The organism is Acidovorax sp. 22279, assembly GCF_052045435.1.
Classification (GTDB): Bacteria; Pseudomonadota; Gammaproteobacteria; order Burkholderiales; family Burkholderiaceae_C; genus Acidovorax; species Acidovorax delafieldii.
In genome coordinates this window covers 256,105-273,289 of sequence record NZ_JBQEOV010000003.1, presented here as the reverse complement: position 1 = coordinate 273,289, position 17,185 = coordinate 256,105, and the positions used below count along the sequence as shown (strand labels likewise).

Sequence of the window (17,185 nt, the reverse complement as noted above, 5' to 3'; positions counted from 1 at the left end):
GAATATGGATTCAGATGATTTAGGCCGCTAGCGCATGATTTATATGCACCAGCAGCTACCAAATCAATAGCAGATCAACAATTTAGCCATTCACCTGAACAGACGCACCATCTGCAGGCAGGGCCTGCTGCTGTTGCTGCTCTGCGGGATGACGGCCGCCATCACGACCGTGATCACGGCGGGGTTCGCGATCGCCCCGTTCTGCAGGCGCTGGACGGTCGCTGCCACCGGCGGGACGATCTGCCAACACCTTCATGGACAGCTTGATGCGGCCCTTTTCGTCGGTTTCCATGACCTTGACCTTCACGATCTGGCCTTCGGTCAGGTAGTCGGACACTTTTTCGACGCGCTCGTGAGCGATCTGGCTGATGTGCAGCAGACCATCCTTGCCAGGCAGCAGATTGATCAGCGCGCCAAAGTCGAGGATCTTGGTCACAGGGCCTTCGTAGATCTTGCCGATCTCGACTTCTGCCGTGATCTGCTCGATGCGCTTCTTGGCTTCGTCGGCCTTCGCAGCGTCGGTAGCGGCGATGGTGATGGTGCCGTCTTCCTCGATGTTGATCTGGCAGCCAGTTTCTTCGGTCAGCGCACGGATCACAGCGCCGCCCTTGCCGATCACGTCACGGATCTTCTCGGGGTTGATCTTCATGGTGTACAGCTTGGGCGCGAAGTTTGACACTTCGGTCTTGGCTTCACCCATGGCCTCCTGCATCTTGCCCAGGATGTGCATGCGCGCTTCCTTGGCCTGGGCCAGTGCCACTTGCATGATTTCCTTGGTGATGCCCTGGATCTTGATGTCCATCTGCAGGGCCGTGATACCGCCCGTGGTACCCGCCACCTTGAAGTCCATATCACCCAGGTGATCTTCATCGCCCAGGATGTCGGTCAGCACGGCGAAACGGTTGGCGTCCTTGATCAGCCCCATCGCAATACCGGCCACGTGGGCCTTCATGGGTACGCCGGCATCCATCAGCGACAGGCAGCCGCCGCAAACCGAAGCCATCGACGAGGAACCGTTGGACTCAGTGATTTCCGACACGACACGCATGGTGTAGGGGAATTCTTCCTTGGTCGGCAGAACAGCCACCAGAGCACGCTTGGCCAGACGGCCGTGGCCGATTTCACGGCGCTTGGTCGAGCCCATGCGACCCACTTCGCCGGTGGCGAAGGGAGGCATGTTGTAGTGCATCATGAAGCGGTCTTCGTACTCGCCAGCCAGCGCATCGATGCGCTGTGCATCACGCTCGGTGCCCAGCGTGGTCACGACCAGCGCCTGGGTTTCGCCACGCGTGAACAGGGCCGAGCCGTGGGCGCGGGGCAGCACGCTGTTGCGGATCTCGATGGGGCGGACGGTGCGCGTATCGCGGCCGTCGATGCGAGGCTCGCCAGCCAGGATCTGGCTGCGCACGATGCCCGCTTCGATGTCGAACAGCATGCCTTCAACCTTGACGGCGTCGAACTCAACACCATCGGCCTTCAACGCCGCCATCACGGCTGCATAGGCTTCGCGGCAGGCCTGGGTGCGGGCTTGCTTGTTGCGGATCTGGTAGGCAGCGCGCAGCTTGTCGTCGGCCAGTGCCACCACCTTGGCGATCAGTGCTTCGTCCTTGGCAGGCGCTTCCCATTGCCACACGGGCTTGCCCGCGTCGCGCACCAGTTCGTGAATGGCGTTGATGGCCACATTGCCTTGCTCGTGACCGAACACCACGGCACCCAGCATGATTTCTTCAGACAGCTGCTGGGCTTCGGATTCGACCATCAGCACGGCGGCTTCGGTGCCCGCCACCACCAGATCCATCTGCGAGTTCTTGCGCGCAGTCTGGCCAGGGTTGAGCACGTACTCGCCGTTGATATAACCCACGCGTGCGGCACCAATGGGGCCGTTGAACGGAATGCCAGAGATGGCCAGGGCAGCACTGGTAGCGATCAACGCAGCGATGTCGGCATCCACTTCAGGATTCAGCGACACCGTGTGGATCACCACGTGCACTTCGTTGAAGAAACCTTCGGGGAACAGCGGACGGATCGGGCGGTCGATCAGGCGGCTGGTCAGGGTTTCGTGCTCGCTGGGCTTGGCTTCGCGCTTGAAGAAGCTGCCAGGGATCTTGCCGGCAGCATACGTCTTCTCGATGTAGTCCACCGTCAGGGGAAAGAAGTCCTGGCCGGGCTTGGCGGACTTGGAGGCGACCACAGTGGCCAGCACCACGGTGTCGTCAATATTCACCAGCACGGCGCCAGAGGCCTGGCGGGCGATTTCGCCGGTTTCCATAATGACGGTCTTGTCACCCCATTGGAAGGTCTTGGTGACTTTGTTGAAAATGCTCATGTTCAGCTCCTGTTTTAATAGCTGGTAGTGCCCTACCAGATTGTCTTGGAGAGCAATTCAGAACACGATGCCATTCCAGGGAAGTTCTGCGCCAGGCAGTAACAACAACTTCATTGGAATGACACAGCTTCGCTCTGTTTTGCGGCTCCGAAGTAAAAAACGCCTGAGCTAGCGGACTAACCCAGGCGTTTTGGCATGCAATGAAGATTACTTGCGCAGACCCAACTTGGCGATCAGCGCGGTGTAACGGTCAGCGTCCTTGGCCTTCAGGTAGTCCAGCAGCTTACGACGACGGCTCACCATGCGCAGCAGGCCACGGCGACCATGGTGGTCCTTGGCGTGCGTCTTGAAGTGGGGAGTCAGTTCGTTGATGCGAGCGGTCAGCAGGGCCACTTGCACTTCTGGGCTACCAGTGTCATTGGCAGCACGGGCGTTCGCCTTGACGACTTCGGCCTTGATGGAGGATGCGATCATGTTTTTCCTTGAATGTGGCCTGCCGCAGGCGGAAGACCATGGTTTTTACTTGCGCCAGCAGCTGGAACGGCCGCAGGCGTGCGTCTTGCACCATGCAAAACTCGTGGATTATAACCCGAGGCCCTCAATTCGCCTCTGACCAGCCCACAGGCACCTTGCCAGCCCGATCTCGCCGGACCAGAACACGGGGGCTTGCTGCCGCCCTTCGCCGCCGGTGTAGCGTAGAGGATACGCCGCAGCACAGGCCTCATCGGCGTGAGCCCGCCTCGACGCATTGCAGCCCAAGCCCACTTTAAGATCACCCGGCGCCCCGGCATCCCAACATTCACTACCCCGGACCACTCAACATGCCATTCCCCCCGGCCCTCCACCCCTCGACCAACGTGGCACTGCGCAAGGTTATCGCTCCCCTGCTTTTGTGGATGCTGGCCCTTGGCCTCGGGCTGCATACCGGGGCAAGCCACGCCACCACCCAAAATGCGACCCAAAGCGGCCATAGCGAAGTGAGCAAGAAAAAGAAATCCACCAAGGTGAAACAGGAGCGAAGCTCATCCGAGGAAAGCCGCTCGGAACGCGACCGCCGGCTGTATCGGGAGTGCAAGGGGCGCGCCAATGCGGGCGCCTGCCTCGGATACACCCACAAACCGTGACCCCACACACCACGCTGCCAAGCCTCAAGTCATCCGCATCCCTCAGAGACACCCCGGGGGCGTGGCGCCGGCGCTGCGAAAAGGCCGTTGCTCTTTCAGGCGTTGGCCGCCGTGATCCCCCAGCGCGCGAGCGCTGCATCGTCACTCACCCGTGCATCCACCCACCGAGCGCCATGTGAGGTTTGCTCCTTTTTCCAGAACGGCGCCTGGGTCTTGAGGTAGTCCATCAAAAACTCGCAGGCCTGAAAACTCTGACCCCGGTGGGCACTGGTCACCGCCACCAGCACGATCTGGTCCAGGGGCTGCAGCAGACCTACGCGGTGAATCACGCGGGCGCCAAAAATATCGAAGCGCCGAAAGGCCTCTTCCACCATGGCCTCGATAGATTTTTCGGTCATGCCGGGGTAGTGCTCCAAATCCATGGAGGACACCTGATCCCCCTCGTTGCGATCACGGACGGTGCCCACGAAGCTGCAGACAGCGCCCACACCCTTGTTCTCACGACGCAAGGTAGCGATTTCGGTGGACAGGTCAAAGTCCTCGGTCTGAATAGAAACGCGGGGCAAAGTCATGACAAAAGGCTCTCAGCAGGGGTGTGGAGTTCAGACAGGAAGTCGCGTCAGGGCGAACGATGCAGCCGTGGTGCGGCCAGCAGGGCGCGTTCTTCCTCCACCACCTTGTTCAACTGCGCCAGTGCGGGCGATGGGGGCAACTGCGCCAGCAATGCCTGCAGCCGCGTGACGTCGCCCACGGTCGGTGCCACCTTGATCTGAGCAATGGCAGCGGGCAGGTTGCCGCCCCGAACCAACGCCAGCACCTTGGCGGGCCATTCACTTTTATTGCGTGCCATAGATTGGTAATAACGTTTGTCTGTACGATTCGCCCGCACTGTACCCGCATGCGATCCGGTACGTGATCTTCCAAGCTCTTTCCACCCATGGCCACACAAACGATTCAGACCGATCTCTACAAGCTCTACCCATCCCCGCGCAATACGGTCCGCGATGTGTTCGAGCACCAGGTCTTCGTGCCCCACCCCTACGCCATCATTGACTTGGATGTGATGGAGCTGGCGGGCAAAACGACGCTGTTTGGTGCCTGCCGCCTGTCGGACATGAAAATGGGCCAGGTGGTGACTTTCGAGCTGGCCTCCGATCAGGCCAAGTTCGAACGGCTGTTCACCCCCGACTAACCCCCCCATGGATGACGACAACCAGATCCACGTGCCGCCCTCCTTCATGGCGGTTTACACCGACACCCGAGGGCGCCTGACGGAAAAGGCGAACGGTGTGCGCGCCCGCTACGAACTGTGCGAAGACCTGGCAGGCCATCTGGTGGAGCACGCGCAGACGCTGTACCACGTGCAGGCGCCTTCCGAGACCGAGATCCTGCAGCGCATCCACGCGGGGCTGTGCACGGCCGAATCTGGCGTGGCGGTGGCAGAAGCGACATGGATCGTCACCCGGCTGGCCGAGCTGCTGGTGTGGCAATGCCCCGTGCTGGTGCCGCCGCAGCCCGAATCTGCAGCCAACGCTGCCCAGCCACCGCAGGCAGGCTGACCAACCTTGGAACACGGTGGGCACTTGGCTATACTGCGGCCCATGTCCACGCGCACCACCTTTGCCACGACCGCCGCACCTGCGGTGGCGTTGCAGTGCGTGGGCAAAACCAAAAAACCAGAGCTCATCTGACCGGAGCTGTGGTTCCGTCCGGATGAGCGACGGAACCACCTGGTAGAGAAATTTCCTTTTCTCTTTTCACTCCCCGGCATTCCGCGCGCGCCCCCTCCGGACGGTTCTTCCCCTGGTCGAACCCTGAAAGGATGCTTCGCATGTCTGCCACCGATACCGCCACCTCCCTCCAGCCGCTGTTCAGCGGGCTCTGGATCGCCTTGGTCACACCGTTCAAGGACGGCGCCGTGGACCACCCGGCCCTTGCCGCCCTCACCACCCGGCTGCGTGCCGACGGCGTTGCGGGCTTCGTTGCCTGCGGCTCGACCGGTGAGGCTGCGGCCCTCGACAAGGCCGAGCAACTGCAGGTGCTGGAGACCGTGCTCAGCGCCGCCCAGGGTTTGCCCGTGGTGATGGGCGTGTCGGGTTACCACCAGGGCCAGGTGCTGGAACAGGTGCAGGCCCTTGCACACCACCCGGTGGCTGGCCTGCTGGTGTCCGCCCCGCACTACATCCGCCCCTCGCAGGAGGGCCTGCTGCACTGGTTCCGCACTCTGGCCGACGCCAGCGCGGTGCCCCTGCTGATCTACGACATCCCGTACCGCACAGGCGCCACGCTCACCACCGAAACGCTGCTGGCGCTGGCGGCACATCCGCGCATAGAGGCCATCAAGGACTGTGGCGGCAACACGGCCAAGACGCAGGCCCTGATCGCCGATGGCCGGCTGCAGGTGCTGACGGGCGAAGACGCGCAGATCTTCCATACGCTGACCCTCGGCGGCGCAGGCGCCATCTCTGCCTGTGCACACTGGCAGACGCCGCTTTTTGTGGAGTTGATGGCATTGCTGCGTCAGGGCGACCTGCCCGCAGCCCGCCATTTGTGGCAGGCCTTGCAACCCTGGGTGGAAGCGTGTTTTGCAGAGCCCAACCCTGCCCCGCTCAAGGCCATGCTGGCGCATGCAGGGTGGATGCACAGTGAACTGCGCGCGCCGATGATGCCGGCCTCAAAGGCGCTGCAAGATCGTTTGAAGGCGCTTTAAGGTGACGTGCTGGCGAGCGCGGGAGCGCCCTGGCTAGCCGCCCGTCACCGGGGGGAAGAAAGCCACCTCGGCCCCATCGGCCAGGGTGGCGGACTCGTCGCTCAAGGTCTGGTTGAGTGCCATGCGCACGGCCCGGCCCCGCGCGAGGCTGCTGGCATGGGCACCACCGCGTGCGATGAGCTCGTCGCGCAAGGCGCCCAGCGTGGTGGCAGCGGTTTCGACCGCCTCGCTGCCGTGCCCAATGGCCTCACGGATCGAGGCAAAGTAGCGCACAGAGACCTTCATCCCAGCAACTCCGAAAACGCGATAAACCGCACCATATCGCCTGGCGCAATCGTCTGGCCCGCCGGGTTGTCCACCACGCCATCACCCCAGGCGGCCGAAGTGAGCACGCCCGAACTCTGGTTGTTGAACAGGTCCAGTCCGCCCGCCGCGTTGTGCTGCACGCGCAGAAATTCGCGGCGTTTATCGGCTTTGGGCCAGGTGAAATCGGCACGCACCGCCACGGCCTGCGGAGTCACGTCCTGCACGCCCTGCAGCCGCAGCACAAAGGGCCGCACCAGCAACGCAAAGGTCAGAAAGCTCGACACCGGGTTGCCGGGCAGGCCCATGAAGTGGGCAGCACCGCCTTCACGCGGGATCTGGCCATAGGCAAACGGCTTGCCGGGCTTCATCGCGATCTGCCACAGGTCCAGCGTGCCCAGAGTCTCCACAGCAGGCTTGATGTGGTCTTCCTCACCCACGCTCACGCCCCCGCTGGTCAGGATCAGGTCGTGCGCGCTGCTGGCCTGGCGCAGGGCGTCGATGGTGGCCTCGCGCCGGTCGGGCACGATGCCCAAGTCGGTCACCTCGCAGCCCAGGCGTAGCAGCATCGCACGCAGGAAAAAGCGGTTGCTGTTGTAGATGGCACCGAGTCGCATCTGCTCGGGCGGGACTTCGCCGGGCATGACCAGTTCATCGCCCGTGGAAAACAGCGCCACGCGCGGGCGCCGCGCGACCTGCAGCTGGTGCTGACCGATGCTGGCCGCCAGGCCCAGTTCGGCCGGAGTGAGACGCGTGCCAGCCGACAGCACCACCGCACCCCGGGTGATGTCTTCGCCCGCGCTGCGGATCCACTGCCCGGCTTGCGGAACGGCGTTGATACGCACCGAGCCCAGGCCATCGGCCGCCGCAAGGGCTTCACAGTCTTCCTGCATCAGGATGGCATCGGCGCCTGCAGGCACTGGAGCGCCGGTGAAGATGCGCGCTGCCGTGCCGGGCTGCAGTGGGTCGCCCGCACTGCCGGCAGGAATGCGCTGGGACACCGGCAACACCACCCCTGCCGCCGCCACATCGGCGCAGCGCAAGGCGTAACCATCCATCGAGCTGTTGTCCTGGGGAGGCACCTGCAGAGCCGACACACAGCTTTGCGCCAGCACGCGGCCGTCGGCGTCAAAGGTGGTGACGGTATCGGAGCCTGGCAGCAGCTGGGCGTGCGCCAGCAGGTCCGCCAGCGCCTCGTCCAGCGGCTTGAGCGGCTTCATTGCGGGGCGCATGGCAGCAGCCCTCCGTGCAATTCCCAGTTGTATTCAAAGCGGTGTTCGTACTGGATGAGCCAGTCCACCACTTGGTCGGGTGCGTTCAGGTCCAGCAAGGGCAATTGCGTGGCGACAGGCAGGCTCTCGGGGGCATCAGTGGCCACAGCCACCACAAAGTCGTCTTCGGGGTAACGCACGGGCTTGGCCACTTGCCCTGGCTCGGGGGCTCGCCAGACTTCGATCTTGAGCAGGTCGCTGTCCTTGAAACCCTCCACCAGCACCCAGTCCACACCCTGGTACAGCTCCGCCAGCAGGTGGTGCACGCTGAGGGTGGCGGGCTGCTCGAACTCGCGCACCATCATCAGGCGCTTGTCCGATGCCGCCACCACCTCGAAAGCCCCCGCCTCGCGGTGGCGGTAGGTGTCCTTGCCCGGGTGGTCCACATCAAAACTGTGGTGGGCATGCTTGACCACCGACACTCGCAGGCCCCGCAGCCGCAGCGCGGGGATCAACTGCTCGACCAGCGTGGTCTTGCCACTGCCGGAAAACCCGGCAAAACCGACAACCTTCATCCACTGCTCCTTGATTAGCTATGTTATTTATAGCTTTAAGTGCATACCAGACTAGCGCCCGGGGCAATATTGACCACAAACGACCCTGTCCTGGCCCGCCCGGCATCTGCCGGCCGCTCACGCGGACAGGCAGGTACCGACCGTTCACCCCAGCGCGGCAGGGGAGCAATGGCGTTCGATGTAGGCCTTGACCAGGTCCACGTCGGCGGGCATCACCTGTACACGCTTGGGCAGGTCTTCGATGCCTGCAAACTTGGCAGGCCGCTCGGGCGCATGGCCCAGCGCTTCGACGATGGTTTCGGCAAACTTGATGGGCAGCGCCGTTTCCAGCACGATCATCGGTACGTTGGGGTCTTGGTGATGCTCCAGGGCCACCTTCACCCCGTCGGCGGTGTGGGTGTCGATGGTCACGCCATGGCGCTGATAGTTGTCGCGGATGGTGGCCAGGCGGTCGGCGTGGGTGCTCTTGCCACTTTCAAAACCGTATTTGGTGGCGGCATCGGCAAACAGCGGCTCCGCGCTCAAGTCAAAGCGGCCGTAGGTTTGCAATGCAGCGCCGAACAAGGCCTTGGTACGTTGGCCGTTGCGGCCCAGCAGGTCGAAAATGAAACGCTCGAAGTTGCTGGCCTTGCTGATATCCATCGAAGGGCTGGACGTCTCGTGCGTGTCTGCACTGCTGCGCACGCGGTACACGCCGGTGCGGAAGAACTCGTCGAGCACGTCGTTTTCATTGGTGGCCACCACCAGCTTGGCAATGGGCAGGCCCATCATGCGCGCCACATGGCCCGCGCACACGTTGCCAAAGTTGCCCGATGGCACCGTGAAACTCACCTTCTGGTTGTTGGTCTCGGTGGCCTGGATGTAGCCCGCAAAGTAGTACACCACCTGTGCCAGCAGGCGCGCCCAATTGATGGAGTTGACCGTGCCAATCTTGTACTTGGCCTTGAAGGCGTGGTCGTTGGAGACGGCCTTGACGATGTCCTGGCAGTCGTCGAACACGCCCTCGATGGCGATGTTGTGGATGTTCTCGTCCTGCAGGCTGAACATCTGCGCCTGCTGGAACGCGCTCATGCGGCCGTGCGGGCTGGTCATGAAGACACGCACGCCCTCTTTGCCGCGCATCGCGTATTCGGCGGCGCTGCCGGTGTCGCCACTGGTCGCGCCCAGGATGTTGAGCTGCTCGCCGCGGCGCTTGAGCTCGTACTCGAACAGGTTGCCCAGCAGCTGCATGGCCATGTCCTTGAAGGCCAGCGTAGGACCGTTGGACAGGGCTTCGAGCCACAGACTGTTTTCGAGGTGGCGCAGGGGCACGATCTCGCCTGTGCCAAACACTTCGGCGGTGTAGGTCTTGGCGCAGATGGCCTTCAAATCGGCGGCAGGAATGTCGTCGATGTAGAGCGACAGGATCTGGAACGCCAGCTCGGCGTAGCCTTGCTCGTGGTAGGCCTTGCGCAGGCGCGTGAGCATGGCGTCATCCACCTGCGGGTAATGCTCGGGCAGATACAGGCCACCATCGGGCGCCAGGCCTTCGAGCAGGATGTCGCAGAACTGTTTGCGGTCTGCATGGCCGCGGGTGCTGAGGTACTTCATGAAGGATTCCCGTCGGTATCGGTGAACGTGGTGAACTGGCTAAAAGCTGATGCCGTACACACGGATGTCAATGTAGAGACGCGAGGCGATCAGCAGGAAGAACCCGCCGATCAGGATGAGCCAGTGCAGTGTCCGGTCCTGGCGGTTGTCGGTGCGCTCCAGCAGAACAAAGTACAGCCACGCGGCCAGAAAGCTGCCCACCCCGTTGAGCAGGGCCTGCGTGCGCGACATGGCCCCGAACAGGGCCAGTGCGACCAGCAGGCCAAACCAGAACGCCAGATGCCAGCGCGGCAAATCGACATGCGCCATCTTGAGCAGCGCCGACAGCGTGAGGGCGGCAACCAGAGTGGGCATGGCGGGGCAGCATCATGGTGTGGCGTGGCCCATCATCAGTTGAGTTCTTCCTTGCGAATGCGCGTGATGGGTGCCAGCACGGTCGGCAGCGCCTGCATTTGTGCGATGACGGCATCCATCGTGCCTTCGCGGGTGTCGTGGGTCAGGATGATCAGGTCGGTCTGAGTCGATCCTTCGCCACCCACCTCATCGGCTTCGCGCTGCAGCACGGCGTCGATGCTCACGCCTGCCTCGGCCAGCAGGCCGGTGACTTTGGCTAGCACGCCAGCCTGGTCGGCGACGCGCAAGCGCAGGTAGTAGCTGGTGACCACTTCGCTCATCGGCAGCACGGGCAGCTGGTCCATGGCGCCCTGCAGCGTGTTGGCCTGGAAGGCCAGGTGCGGCACGCGGTGTTCAGGGTCGGCCGTGTGCAAGCGGGCGATGTCTACCAGGTCGGCGATCACTGCACTGGCGGTGGGCTCACTGCCTGCGCCCTTGCCGTAGTACAGCGTAGTGCCCACGGCATCGCCCTGCACCACCACGGCGTTCATAGCGCCTTCGACATTGGCGATCAGGCGCTTGGAGGGTACGAGGCTCGGGTGCACGCGCAGCTCGATGCCCTTTTCGGCGCGCTTGGTGATGCCCAGCAGCTTGATGCGGTAGCCCAGTTGTTCTGCGTATTTGATGTCGGCGGCGGAGAGCTTGGTGATGCCTTCCACATAGGCCTTGTCGAACTGCACCGGGATGCCGAAAGCGATGGCGCTCATCAATGTCGCCTTGTGCGCGGCATCCACGCCTTCAATGTCGAAGGTGGGGTCGGCCTCGGCGTAGCCCAGGCGTTGCGCTTCTTTGAGCACCACGTCGAAGTCCAGGCCCTTGCTGCGCATCTCGGACAGGATGAAGTTGGTGGTGCCGTTGATGATGCCGGCGATCCACTGGATGCGGTTGGCCGTGAGGCCTTCGCGCAGCGCCTTGATGATAGGAATGCCACCCGCCACGGCGGCCTCGAAGGCCACCATCACACCCTTGGCCGATGCGGCCGCAAAAATCTCGGTGCCATGCACGGCCAGCAGCGCCTTGTTGGCGGTGACCACATGCTTGCCTGCAGCAATGGCTTCGAGCACCAGTGCGCGTGCGATGCCGTAGCCGCCGATCAACTCGATCACGATATCGATGTCGGGGTTGGCGATGATGGCACGGGCGTCGTTGACGACCTGGATGCCGTCACCCACCACAGCCTTGGCGCGCGCTACGTCCAGGTCCGCCACCATGGTGATCTCGATGCCACGGCCAGCACGGCGGCTGATCTCGTCCTGGTTGCGCTGCAACACGTTGAACACGCCGCTGCCGACGGTGCCGATGCCCAGAAGGCCTACTTGGATGGGTTTCATAGCAATGAGAAGGGAAAGAAAAACAATGATTCGGGAGGGATGTAGAGGGCGCGGTGTCGAGCAGCAGATCCCTCAACGCGTGACATAGGTCGGCAACTGCCAGGCGCCACCCGCAAAGCCACGGCACATGCCGTCGCCAGACTCGCTGCGCAGCACAAAACCCTGGCCGTCGAACTGCCACTCACGCACCCACCAGCAGTCGCCAATGCCCCGGCCCTTCATCGCCGAATGCACCGTGCCCGAGGCCGGATCGAAATCGCCGTCCACGTCCTGCAAGGGCTCTGGCTTGTAGGGCGGGCGGTCGTTGGCCACCCACAGCAAGCTGCTGAAGTTGTAAGCGCCCATGCCACAGGGCACGGACAGCAGCACCTTGCGCTCCGTGAGCCGGTAGACCTGCACATTTGCGGGGTTGAACGCATCGTCGCCGTTGCACTGGCCTTCGGTACTGGCGCGGCCCAGCGCAGCCACCAGCGGCTTGGCCAGTGCGGCATCCCCCTTGCGCGCAGGCATCGGGGACACAGCCTTGATGACCGGAGCAGGCAAAGACGGCAGCACAGAAGCCTCTGGCTTCGTGCCCTTGCGCACCAAGGCACCCGGTGTGCCCACCCGGCCCTGGGCCTCGTCCATTTTGAGCAGAACCGCGGTGACACCCGCCAGTGACAGCACCCAACGGTCCTTGCCAGCGGCCACCGTGGCCTCTTCGTTCTTGAGCAGCTCCTGCAGCAGGCGGGGCACCTGCGCTGCAGGCACGCTGGGGGTGTCGCCCTTGAGCCCTGGCAAAGACAGTGTGCCCACCTTGAGGTGCAGCGACGCTGGAGTGGCTTTCTCGGTGGACACCTGCAGGTCCACCAGCACCGGCGTGTCAGGTCCTGCCTCGCGGGTCAGGCGCATGGAGACCGGCTCCGACTCGCCACTCTCCGACTGGTAACCCACGGCCCTGCAAGTGCGGGTGTTGTCGCACTGCAAGGCCCAGTCCTTGTGCTGGAAGCTCACGGGCTCTTTGCCCTTGTCGGCAGCCTGCACAGCAGCGCCGTGCAAGCCCGCCGCCACCAGCCCACAGGCGGCGACATGCCGGGCCAGGTCAAGAACGGGGGGTCTGTGCATGGAGCGTATCGCCTTGTCTTCTGGGCAACGCGACGGATCAGGCCGCGACGGCTGCCGCAGCGGTCTGCTTGCGCTTTCGGTATTGCTCCAGGAAGCGCGCCACGCGGCCAATGGCATCGCGCAGGTCGTCTTCATGGGGCAGGAACACGATGCGGAAATGGTCCGGAGCAGGCCAGTTGAAACCCGTGCCCTGCACCAGCATGACCTTCGTCTCCTGCAGCAACTCCAGGAAGAACTGCTGGTCGTCCTCGATGGGATACACCGCCGGGTCTAGGCGCGGGAACATGTACAGCGCGGCCTGAGGTTTCACACAGGTCACGCCCGGGATGGCCGTGATCAGTTCATAGGCCAGATCACGCTGCTTGCGCAGGCGGCCGCCCTCACAGACCAGTTCGTTGATGCTCTGGTAACCACCCAGCGCCGTCTGCACGGCCCACTGGCCAGGAACGTTGGCACAAAGTCGCATGTTCGAGAGCATGTTCAGGCCCTCGATGTAGTCCTTGGCGGGCTTCTTGTCGCCCGAGACCACCAGCCAGCCAGCACGGTAACCGCAAGACCGGTAGCTTTTGGACAGCGAGTTGAAGGTGAGCGTAAGCACATCCTCGCTCAGCGAGCCGATGGCCGTGTGCTTGGCGCCGTCGTACAACACCTTGTCGTACACCTCGTCCGCAAAGATCACTAGGCCGTGTTCGCGGGCGATGGCCACGATGCCCTTGAGCAACTCGACTGAGTACAGCGCACCCGTGGGGTTGTTGGGGTTGATGACCACGATGCCTTTGGTACGCGGCGTGATCTTGGCGCGGATGTCCTCCAGGTCGGGCATCCAGCCATTGGCCTCATCGCACAGGTAGTGCACCGGCGTGCCGCCCGACAGGCTGGCCGCAGCAGTCCACAGCGGGTAATCCGGCGATGGCAGCAACAACTCATCGCCCGTGTCCAGCAACGCGTTGGTGGCCATTACGATCAGTTCGCTGGCGCCGTTGCCCAGGTAGATGTCATCCAGCGCCACGCCCTTGATGCCCTGCTTCTGGGTCTCGTGCATCACGGCCTTGCGGGCGGCGAAGATGCCTTTGCTGTCCGAGTAGCCCGCCGAGTTGGGCAGGTTGCGGATCATGTCCTGCTGGATTTCTTCGGGGGCATCAAAGCCAAACACCGCCAGATTGCCGATGTTGAGCTTGATGATCTTGTGCCCATCCTCCTCCATCTGCTTGGCCGCGTCCATGATCGGGCCCCGGATGTCGTAGCAAACATTGGCGAGCTTGGCGGATTTTTGGACGGTTTTCATGCGCTGACAGTAGTGCGGTGGGGTCAGGAGGCCGCCGGAGCCGGCGCCCTCAGGCGAAACCTATAATTTGACCACAGAACCGTTGCCATCCCCTGGCGCCGGGCGCCGCTGCCACACCCCGCAGCACCTGAGGCCCACCACTTCCTGCCATGAAATTCCAGCCCGACCGCTCCAACGCTCAGACCATCAGCGGCTACGGCCCCGGCTGGATCGGCATCGACGCCGACAAGATCACCCACAGCGTCATCATCGGGTCGGCAGGCCTGCGCCAGCCCTGGCCCTGCTCCCGCTTTGAGGACCTGACCCCGGAGCATTTCGCCCAGTTGGCCGGACTGGAAACCGAACTGGTCATTTTTGGCAGCGGGCTGCGCAATCGTTTTCCCCCGCCCGCATGGTTGGCTCCCCTGATAGCGCGGCGACTTGGGCTGGAGACCATGGACACCCAGGCAGCATGCCGCACCTACAACATCCTGGCGAGCGAAGGACGCAACGTGGTCGCAGCCCTGATTCTGGAAGTCTGAACGCGCGCTCACGGCCTGCCTCAAAGTCGGGCGCACCGGGAATGCCACTTATGTACTGCCGTGCCAAAGTGCCCGCCACCCCACGCAGGACACACTGTCTTACATTTGGCCGGGAACCGATTTCAGGGTAAAATCACCGGTTGCGGTCGGGGGCACCACCAAGAGCAATAACACACCCACTCCCCCGGCTTACCAACGACTACATCCTGAGAGATTGAAGTGATATGGCGATCGTTGTCAACAAACCCCTCCCTGAATTTGAAGCCAACGCAACCGGTGGTATCAAGGTCTCCAACACCTCCCACCTTGGCCAAATTCTGGTTCTCTACTTCTATCCCAAGGACAACACGCCGGGCTGCACCACGGAGGCCATGCAGTTTCGCGACAAGTACAAGGATTTCGTGAAAGCTGGCGCAGCCGTGTTCGGTGTCTCGCGCGACAACATGAAGTCGCACGACGACTTCAAGGAAAAGCTGGAACTGCCGTTCGAGCTGATTGCCGACACCGAAGAAAAGATGTGCCACATGTTCGGTGTGGTCAAGAACAAGATCATGTACGGCAAGAAGGTCAAGGGCATCGAGCGCAGCACCTTCCTGATCGGCCCCGATGGCCTGTTGGTGCAAGAGTGGCGCGGCCTCAAGGTACCAGGCCATGTGGACGAAGTCCTCAAGACCGTCAAATCCCTCAAGGCCCTGAAAAAGGCCGCCTGAGCGGACAACCTGATCGCATCAGCGCTGCTGCGACCGTTGCAATCCACCAAAGGGCACTGGAGCATCCACGCGACACACCACCCGTTTTGCCCTGGCAAGACACATGGAGTGGGCATAATGGATCAATGCCCCTGGTTCTTGCACCGTTAGCACCCATCCAAAAAGCCGCCTTGGCCTCCAGGCGGCTTTTTGCTTTCTGACCCTATCCGTTATCCCTTTACCGACCGAGGCCCTGCCACCATGCCCCTGCCCCCCGCCCCCAGCCGGCGCGCTGCACTCCTCGCGCCAGAAGCCTTTGAAGTCACGGCCCGCCCCCGCGTAGCCACCACCTCGGCCAACGAAGCCGTTGCCATGCCTCAGCGCGCCGCTGCAGCCCCAGCCCGCGCGGGGCGCAAGGCAGACAGTGTGGCCTCGTCGCTGGCAGCGCCTGACACCGCTCCACTGCTACAAATCGAGACACGAACCCGTGCAGCTGCCCCCTCTGCCGCTCCCGTGGCTCGCAGCACTGGCACGCGCAAGGCGCGCGGTACCGCCACTCCTCCTGCCGTCACCGCCAGCCCCGCGCCAGCCACCGCAACCACCACACGCAGCCGCAAGTCCGCATCGCACGGCCCGACCAAGCTCTTCGTGCTGGACACCAATGTGCTCCTGCATGACCCGACCAGCCTGTTCCGCTTTGAAGAGCACGACATCTTCCTGCCGATGATCGTGCTGGAAGAATTGGACGGCCACAAGAAGGGCATGACCGAAGTCGCGCGCAACGGCCGCCAAGCCAGCCGCACCCTGGATGCGCTGGCTGCAGCCCAGGGCGCCGACATGGCCAAGGGCCTCAAGCTCGACTCCACCGGCCAGCGCGCCGCGGGCGGCCACCTGTTCTTCCAGACCGTACCGCTGGATTACAGCCTGCCCACCAGCCTGCCCCCCGGCAAGGCCGACAACCAGATCCTGGGCGTGGTCGAAGCCCTGCGCAAGCTGCACGCCCCGCGCGAGGTGGTGCTGGTATCCAAGGACATCAACATGCGCGTCAAGGCGCGCGCCCTGGGCCTGAACGCCGAGGACTACCAGAATGACAAGACGCTGGAAGACGGCGACCTGCTGTACGCCGGTGTGCTGGCCCTGCCCCCCGACTTCTGGGCCAAGAGCGGCAAGAACGTAGAAAGCTGGCAGAGCGGCGCCCACACCTACTACCGCATCGGCGGGCCCATCGTGCCGCAGCTGATGATCAACCAGTTTGTGTACTTCGAGGCCCCCGGCGAGCCCAGCCTGTTTGCGCGCGTGAGCGAGATCCGTGAAAAGACTGCGGTGCTGCAGACGCTCAAGGACTATGGCTCCACCAAGAATGCTGTGTGGGGCGTGACCACGCGCAACCGCGAGCAGAACTACGCCATGAATCTGCTCATGGACCCCGAGATCGACTTCGTGACCCTGACCGGCACTGCAGGCACCGGCAAGACCCTGCTGGCCCTGGCCGCGGGCCTCACCCAGGTGCTGGACGACCGCCGCTACACCGAGATCATCATGACACGCGCCACCGTGAGCGTGGGCGAGGACATCGGCTTCCTGCCCGGCACCGAAGAAGAGAAGATGGGCCCCTGGATGGGCGCACTGGATGACAACCTGGAGTTTTTGGCCAAGGGTGATGGCGGCAACGCAGGAGAGTGGGGCCGCGCGGCCACCAACGAGCTGATCCGCAGCCGCATCAAGATCAAGAGCATGAACTTCATGCGCGGGCGCACCTTCCTGAACAAGTACGTGATCATCGACGAGGCGCAGAACCTGACGCCCAAGCAGATGAAGACACTGATCACCCGCGCAGGCCCCGGCACCAAGATCATCTGCATGGGCAACCTGGCGCAGATCGATACACCGTACCTGACCGAAGGCTCCTCCGGCCTGACGTATGCGGTGGACCGCTTCAAGGGCTGGCCACACAGCGGGCACATCACCCTGGCGCGGGGCGAACGCTCACGCCTGGCGGACTTCGCCAGCGAGGTGCTTTGAG

19 protein-coding genes are annotated in these 17,185 nt (G+C 63.1%); 7 read left to right on the top strand and 12 right to left on the bottom strand.

Translation table 11 applies throughout. From position 1 onward, the window contains the following. Nucleotides 1-82: 82 nt before the first annotated feature. Complete coding sequence (gene pnp, locus ACTJKQ_RS05760) at nucleotides 83-2,326, bottom strand: polyribonucleotide nucleotidyltransferase (RefSeq protein ID WP_056061536.1); 2,244 nt, start codon at nucleotides 2,324-2,326, stop codon at nucleotides 83-85. Between the two features lie 207 nt (nucleotides 2,327-2,533). Next, nucleotides 2,534-2,800: a 30S ribosomal protein S15 gene (rpsO, locus tag ACTJKQ_RS05755; RefSeq protein WP_005793232.1), complete on the bottom strand. Its 267-nt coding sequence runs from the start codon at nucleotides 2,798-2,800 to the stop codon at nucleotides 2,534-2,536. 383 nt (nucleotides 2,801-3,183) lie between these two features. On the opposite strand from rpsO, the gene ACTJKQ_RS05750 reads away from it, so the two are divergent. Continuing rightward, nucleotides 3,184-3,450, top strand: coding sequence for a hypothetical protein (locus ACTJKQ_RS05750; RefSeq protein ID WP_395455632.1), 267 nt, complete (start codon nucleotides 3,184-3,186; stop codon nucleotides 3,448-3,450). A 95-nt stretch (nucleotides 3,451-3,545) separates the two neighbouring features. On the opposite strand, the gene ACTJKQ_RS05745 is transcribed toward ACTJKQ_RS05750, so the two are convergent. Beyond that, entirely contained in the window at nucleotides 3,546-4,022 is a 477-nt protein-coding gene (locus ACTJKQ_RS05745) for a molybdenum cofactor biosynthesis protein MoaE (RefSeq protein ID WP_440596283.1), read from the bottom strand. Nucleotides 4,023-4,069: 47 nt separating this feature from the next. Then, on the bottom strand, nucleotides 4,070-4,300 hold the full coding sequence (locus tag ACTJKQ_RS05740; protein ID WP_056061531.1) for a hypothetical protein: 231 nt from the start codon (nucleotides 4,298-4,300) through the stop codon (nucleotides 4,070-4,072). Nucleotides 4,301-4,387: 87 nt separating this feature from the next. Here ACTJKQ_RS05740 and ACTJKQ_RS05735 point away from each other — a divergent pair, with 87 nt between their 5' ends. The 3 genes from ACTJKQ_RS05735 to dapA all read left to right on the top strand — a co-directional run bounded on the left by ACTJKQ_RS05735 (nucleotide 4,388) and on the right by dapA (nucleotide 6,160). Further along, on the top strand, nucleotides 4,388-4,642 hold the full coding sequence (locus ACTJKQ_RS05735; protein ID WP_056061527.1) for a hypothetical protein: 255 nt from the start codon (nucleotides 4,388-4,390) through the stop codon (nucleotides 4,640-4,642). A gap of 7 nt (nucleotides 4,643-4,649) precedes the next feature. After that, the gene (locus ACTJKQ_RS05730) at nucleotides 4,650-5,009 is read left to right on the top strand and encodes a hypothetical protein (RefSeq protein ID WP_108497203.1); all 360 of its coding nucleotides are present in this window, start codon (nucleotides 4,650-4,652) and stop codon (nucleotides 5,007-5,009) included. 272 nt (nucleotides 5,010-5,281) lie between these two features. Continuing rightward, complete coding sequence (dapA, locus tag ACTJKQ_RS05725; protein ID WP_440596282.1) at nucleotides 5,282-6,160, top strand: 4-hydroxy-tetrahydrodipicolinate synthase; 879 nt, start codon at nucleotides 5,282-5,284, stop codon at nucleotides 6,158-6,160. Nucleotides 6,161-6,193: 33 nt separating this feature from the next. Here the strand turns inward: dapA and moaD are convergent, their stop codons facing one another. From moaD to ACTJKQ_RS05685, 8 genes are all read right to left on the bottom strand, one after another. Then, a complete protein-coding gene (gene moaD, locus ACTJKQ_RS05720) occupies nucleotides 6,194-6,445 on the bottom strand; it encodes a molybdopterin converting factor subunit 1 (RefSeq protein ID WP_056061518.1) in 252 nt (83 codons plus the stop codon). Continuing rightward, the gene (locus ACTJKQ_RS05715; protein ID WP_436075547.1) at nucleotides 6,442-7,695 is read right to left on the bottom strand and encodes a molybdopterin molybdotransferase MoeA; all 1,254 of its coding nucleotides are present in this window, start codon (nucleotides 7,693-7,695) and stop codon (nucleotides 6,442-6,444) included. The genes moaD and ACTJKQ_RS05715 overlap by 4 nt, the downstream gene beginning before the upstream one ends. Beyond that, a complete protein-coding gene (gene mobB / locus ACTJKQ_RS05710) occupies nucleotides 7,680-8,249 on the bottom strand; it encodes a molybdopterin-guanine dinucleotide biosynthesis protein B (RefSeq protein WP_440596281.1) in 570 nt (189 codons plus the stop codon). Before mobB ends, ACTJKQ_RS05715 begins: the two co-directional genes overlap by 16 nt. Nucleotides 8,250-8,393: 144 nt before the next feature. Beyond that, complete coding sequence (thrC, locus tag ACTJKQ_RS05705) at nucleotides 8,394-9,839, bottom strand: threonine synthase (protein ID WP_440596280.1); 1,446 nt, start codon at nucleotides 9,837-9,839, stop codon at nucleotides 8,394-8,396. Nucleotides 9,840-9,878: 39 nt separating this feature from the next. Continuing rightward, nucleotides 9,879-10,193 carry a response regulator gene (locus tag ACTJKQ_RS05700; RefSeq protein ID WP_440596279.1) on the bottom strand — a complete coding sequence of 105 codons (315 nt, stop codon included), beginning with the start codon at nucleotides 10,191-10,193 and terminating at the stop codon, nucleotides 9,879-9,881. Nucleotides 10,194-10,228: 35 nt separating this feature from the next. Continuing rightward, entirely contained in the window at nucleotides 10,229-11,563 is a 1,335-nt protein-coding gene (locus ACTJKQ_RS05695; RefSeq protein ID WP_056061503.1) for a homoserine dehydrogenase, read from the bottom strand. Between the two features lie 72 nt (nucleotides 11,564-11,635). After that, the gene (locus ACTJKQ_RS05690; protein WP_440596278.1) at nucleotides 11,636-12,667 is read right to left on the bottom strand and encodes a DUF1176 domain-containing protein; all 1,032 of its coding nucleotides are present in this window, start codon (nucleotides 12,665-12,667) and stop codon (nucleotides 11,636-11,638) included. A 37-nt stretch (nucleotides 12,668-12,704) separates the two neighbouring features. Beyond that, nucleotides 12,705-13,952, bottom strand: coding sequence for a pyridoxal phosphate-dependent aminotransferase (locus tag ACTJKQ_RS05685; RefSeq protein WP_056061495.1), 1,248 nt, complete (start codon nucleotides 13,950-13,952; stop codon nucleotides 12,705-12,707). A 149-nt stretch (nucleotides 13,953-14,101) separates the two neighbouring features. Here ACTJKQ_RS05685 and ACTJKQ_RS05680 point away from each other — a divergent pair, with 149 nt between their 5' ends. The 3 genes from ACTJKQ_RS05680 to ACTJKQ_RS05670 all read left to right on the top strand — a co-directional run bounded on the left by ACTJKQ_RS05680 (nucleotide 14,102) and on the right by ACTJKQ_RS05670 (nucleotide 17,184). After that, entirely contained in the window at nucleotides 14,102-14,473 is a 372-nt protein-coding gene (locus ACTJKQ_RS05680) for an Mth938-like domain-containing protein (protein WP_056061493.1), read from the top strand. A gap of 224 nt (nucleotides 14,474-14,697) precedes the next feature. After that, a complete protein-coding gene (locus ACTJKQ_RS05675; protein WP_015013251.1) occupies nucleotides 14,698-15,183 on the top strand; it encodes a peroxiredoxin in 486 nt (161 codons plus the stop codon). A gap of 240 nt (nucleotides 15,184-15,423) precedes the next feature. Next, the gene (locus ACTJKQ_RS05670; protein ID WP_440596277.1) at nucleotides 15,424-17,184 is read left to right on the top strand and encodes a PhoH family protein; all 1,761 of its coding nucleotides are present in this window, start codon (nucleotides 15,424-15,426) and stop codon (nucleotides 17,182-17,184) included. The last annotated feature ends 1 nt before the right edge of the window (nucleotide 17,185 follow it).

What these genes read in the sequence shown, in the direction of transcription:
- pnp (WP_056061536.1), bottom strand. Translation starts at nt 2,326, where the DNA reads ATGAGCATTTTCAACAAAGTCACCAAGACCTTCCAATGGGGTGACAAG.
- rpsO (WP_005793232.1), bottom strand. Translation starts at nt 2,800, where the DNA reads ATGATCGCATCCTCCATCAAGGCCGAAGTCGTCAAGGCGAACGCCCGT.
- ACTJKQ_RS05745 (WP_440596283.1), bottom strand. Translation starts at nt 4,022, where the DNA reads ATGACTTTGCCCCGCGTTTCTATTCAGACCGAGGACTTTGACCTGTCC.
- ACTJKQ_RS05740 (WP_056061531.1), bottom strand. Translation starts at nt 4,300, where the DNA reads ATGGCACGCAATAAAAGTGAATGGCCCGCCAAGGTGCTGGCGTTGGTT.
- ACTJKQ_RS05735 (WP_056061527.1), top strand. Translation starts at nt 4,388, where the DNA reads ATGGCCACACAAACGATTCAGACCGATCTCTACAAGCTCTACCCATCC.
- ACTJKQ_RS05730 (WP_108497203.1), top strand. Translation starts at nt 4,650, where the DNA reads ATGGATGACGACAACCAGATCCACGTGCCGCCCTCCTTCATGGCGGTT.
- dapA (WP_440596282.1), top strand. Translation starts at nt 5,282, where the DNA reads ATGTCTGCCACCGATACCGCCACCTCCCTCCAGCCGCTGTTCAGCGGG.
- moaD (WP_056061518.1), bottom strand. Translation starts at nt 6,445, where the DNA reads ATGAAGGTCTCTGTGCGCTACTTTGCCTCGATCCGTGAGGCCATTGGG.
- ACTJKQ_RS05715 (WP_436075547.1), bottom strand. Translation starts at nt 7,695, where the DNA reads ATGCGCCCCGCAATGAAGCCGCTCAAGCCGCTGGACGAGGCGCTGGCG.
- mobB (WP_440596281.1), bottom strand. Translation starts at nt 8,249, where the DNA reads ATGAAGGTTGTCGGTTTTGCCGGGTTTTCCGGCAGTGGCAAGACCACG.
- thrC (WP_440596280.1), bottom strand. Translation starts at nt 9,839, where the DNA reads ATGAAGTACCTCAGCACCCGCGGCCATGCAGACCGCAAACAGTTCTGC.
- ACTJKQ_RS05700 (WP_440596279.1), bottom strand. Translation starts at nt 10,193, where the DNA reads ATGCCCACTCTGGTTGCCGCCCTCACGCTGTCGGCGCTGCTCAAGATG.
- ACTJKQ_RS05695 (WP_056061503.1), bottom strand. Translation starts at nt 11,563, where the DNA reads ATGAAACCCATCCAAGTAGGCCTTCTGGGCATCGGCACCGTCGGCAGC.
- ACTJKQ_RS05690 (WP_440596278.1), bottom strand. Translation starts at nt 12,667, where the DNA reads ATGCACAGACCCCCCGTTCTTGACCTGGCCCGGCATGTCGCCGCCTGT.
- ACTJKQ_RS05685 (WP_056061495.1), bottom strand. Translation starts at nt 13,952, where the DNA reads ATGAAAACCGTCCAAAAATCCGCCAAGCTCGCCAATGTTTGCTACGAC.
- ACTJKQ_RS05680 (WP_056061493.1), top strand. Translation starts at nt 14,102, where the DNA reads ATGAAATTCCAGCCCGACCGCTCCAACGCTCAGACCATCAGCGGCTAC.
- ACTJKQ_RS05675 (WP_015013251.1), top strand. Translation starts at nt 14,698, where the DNA reads ATGGCGATCGTTGTCAACAAACCCCTCCCTGAATTTGAAGCCAACGCA.
- ACTJKQ_RS05670 (WP_440596277.1), top strand. Translation starts at nt 15,424, where the DNA reads ATGCCCCTGCCCCCCGCCCCCAGCCGGCGCGCTGCACTCCTCGCGCCA.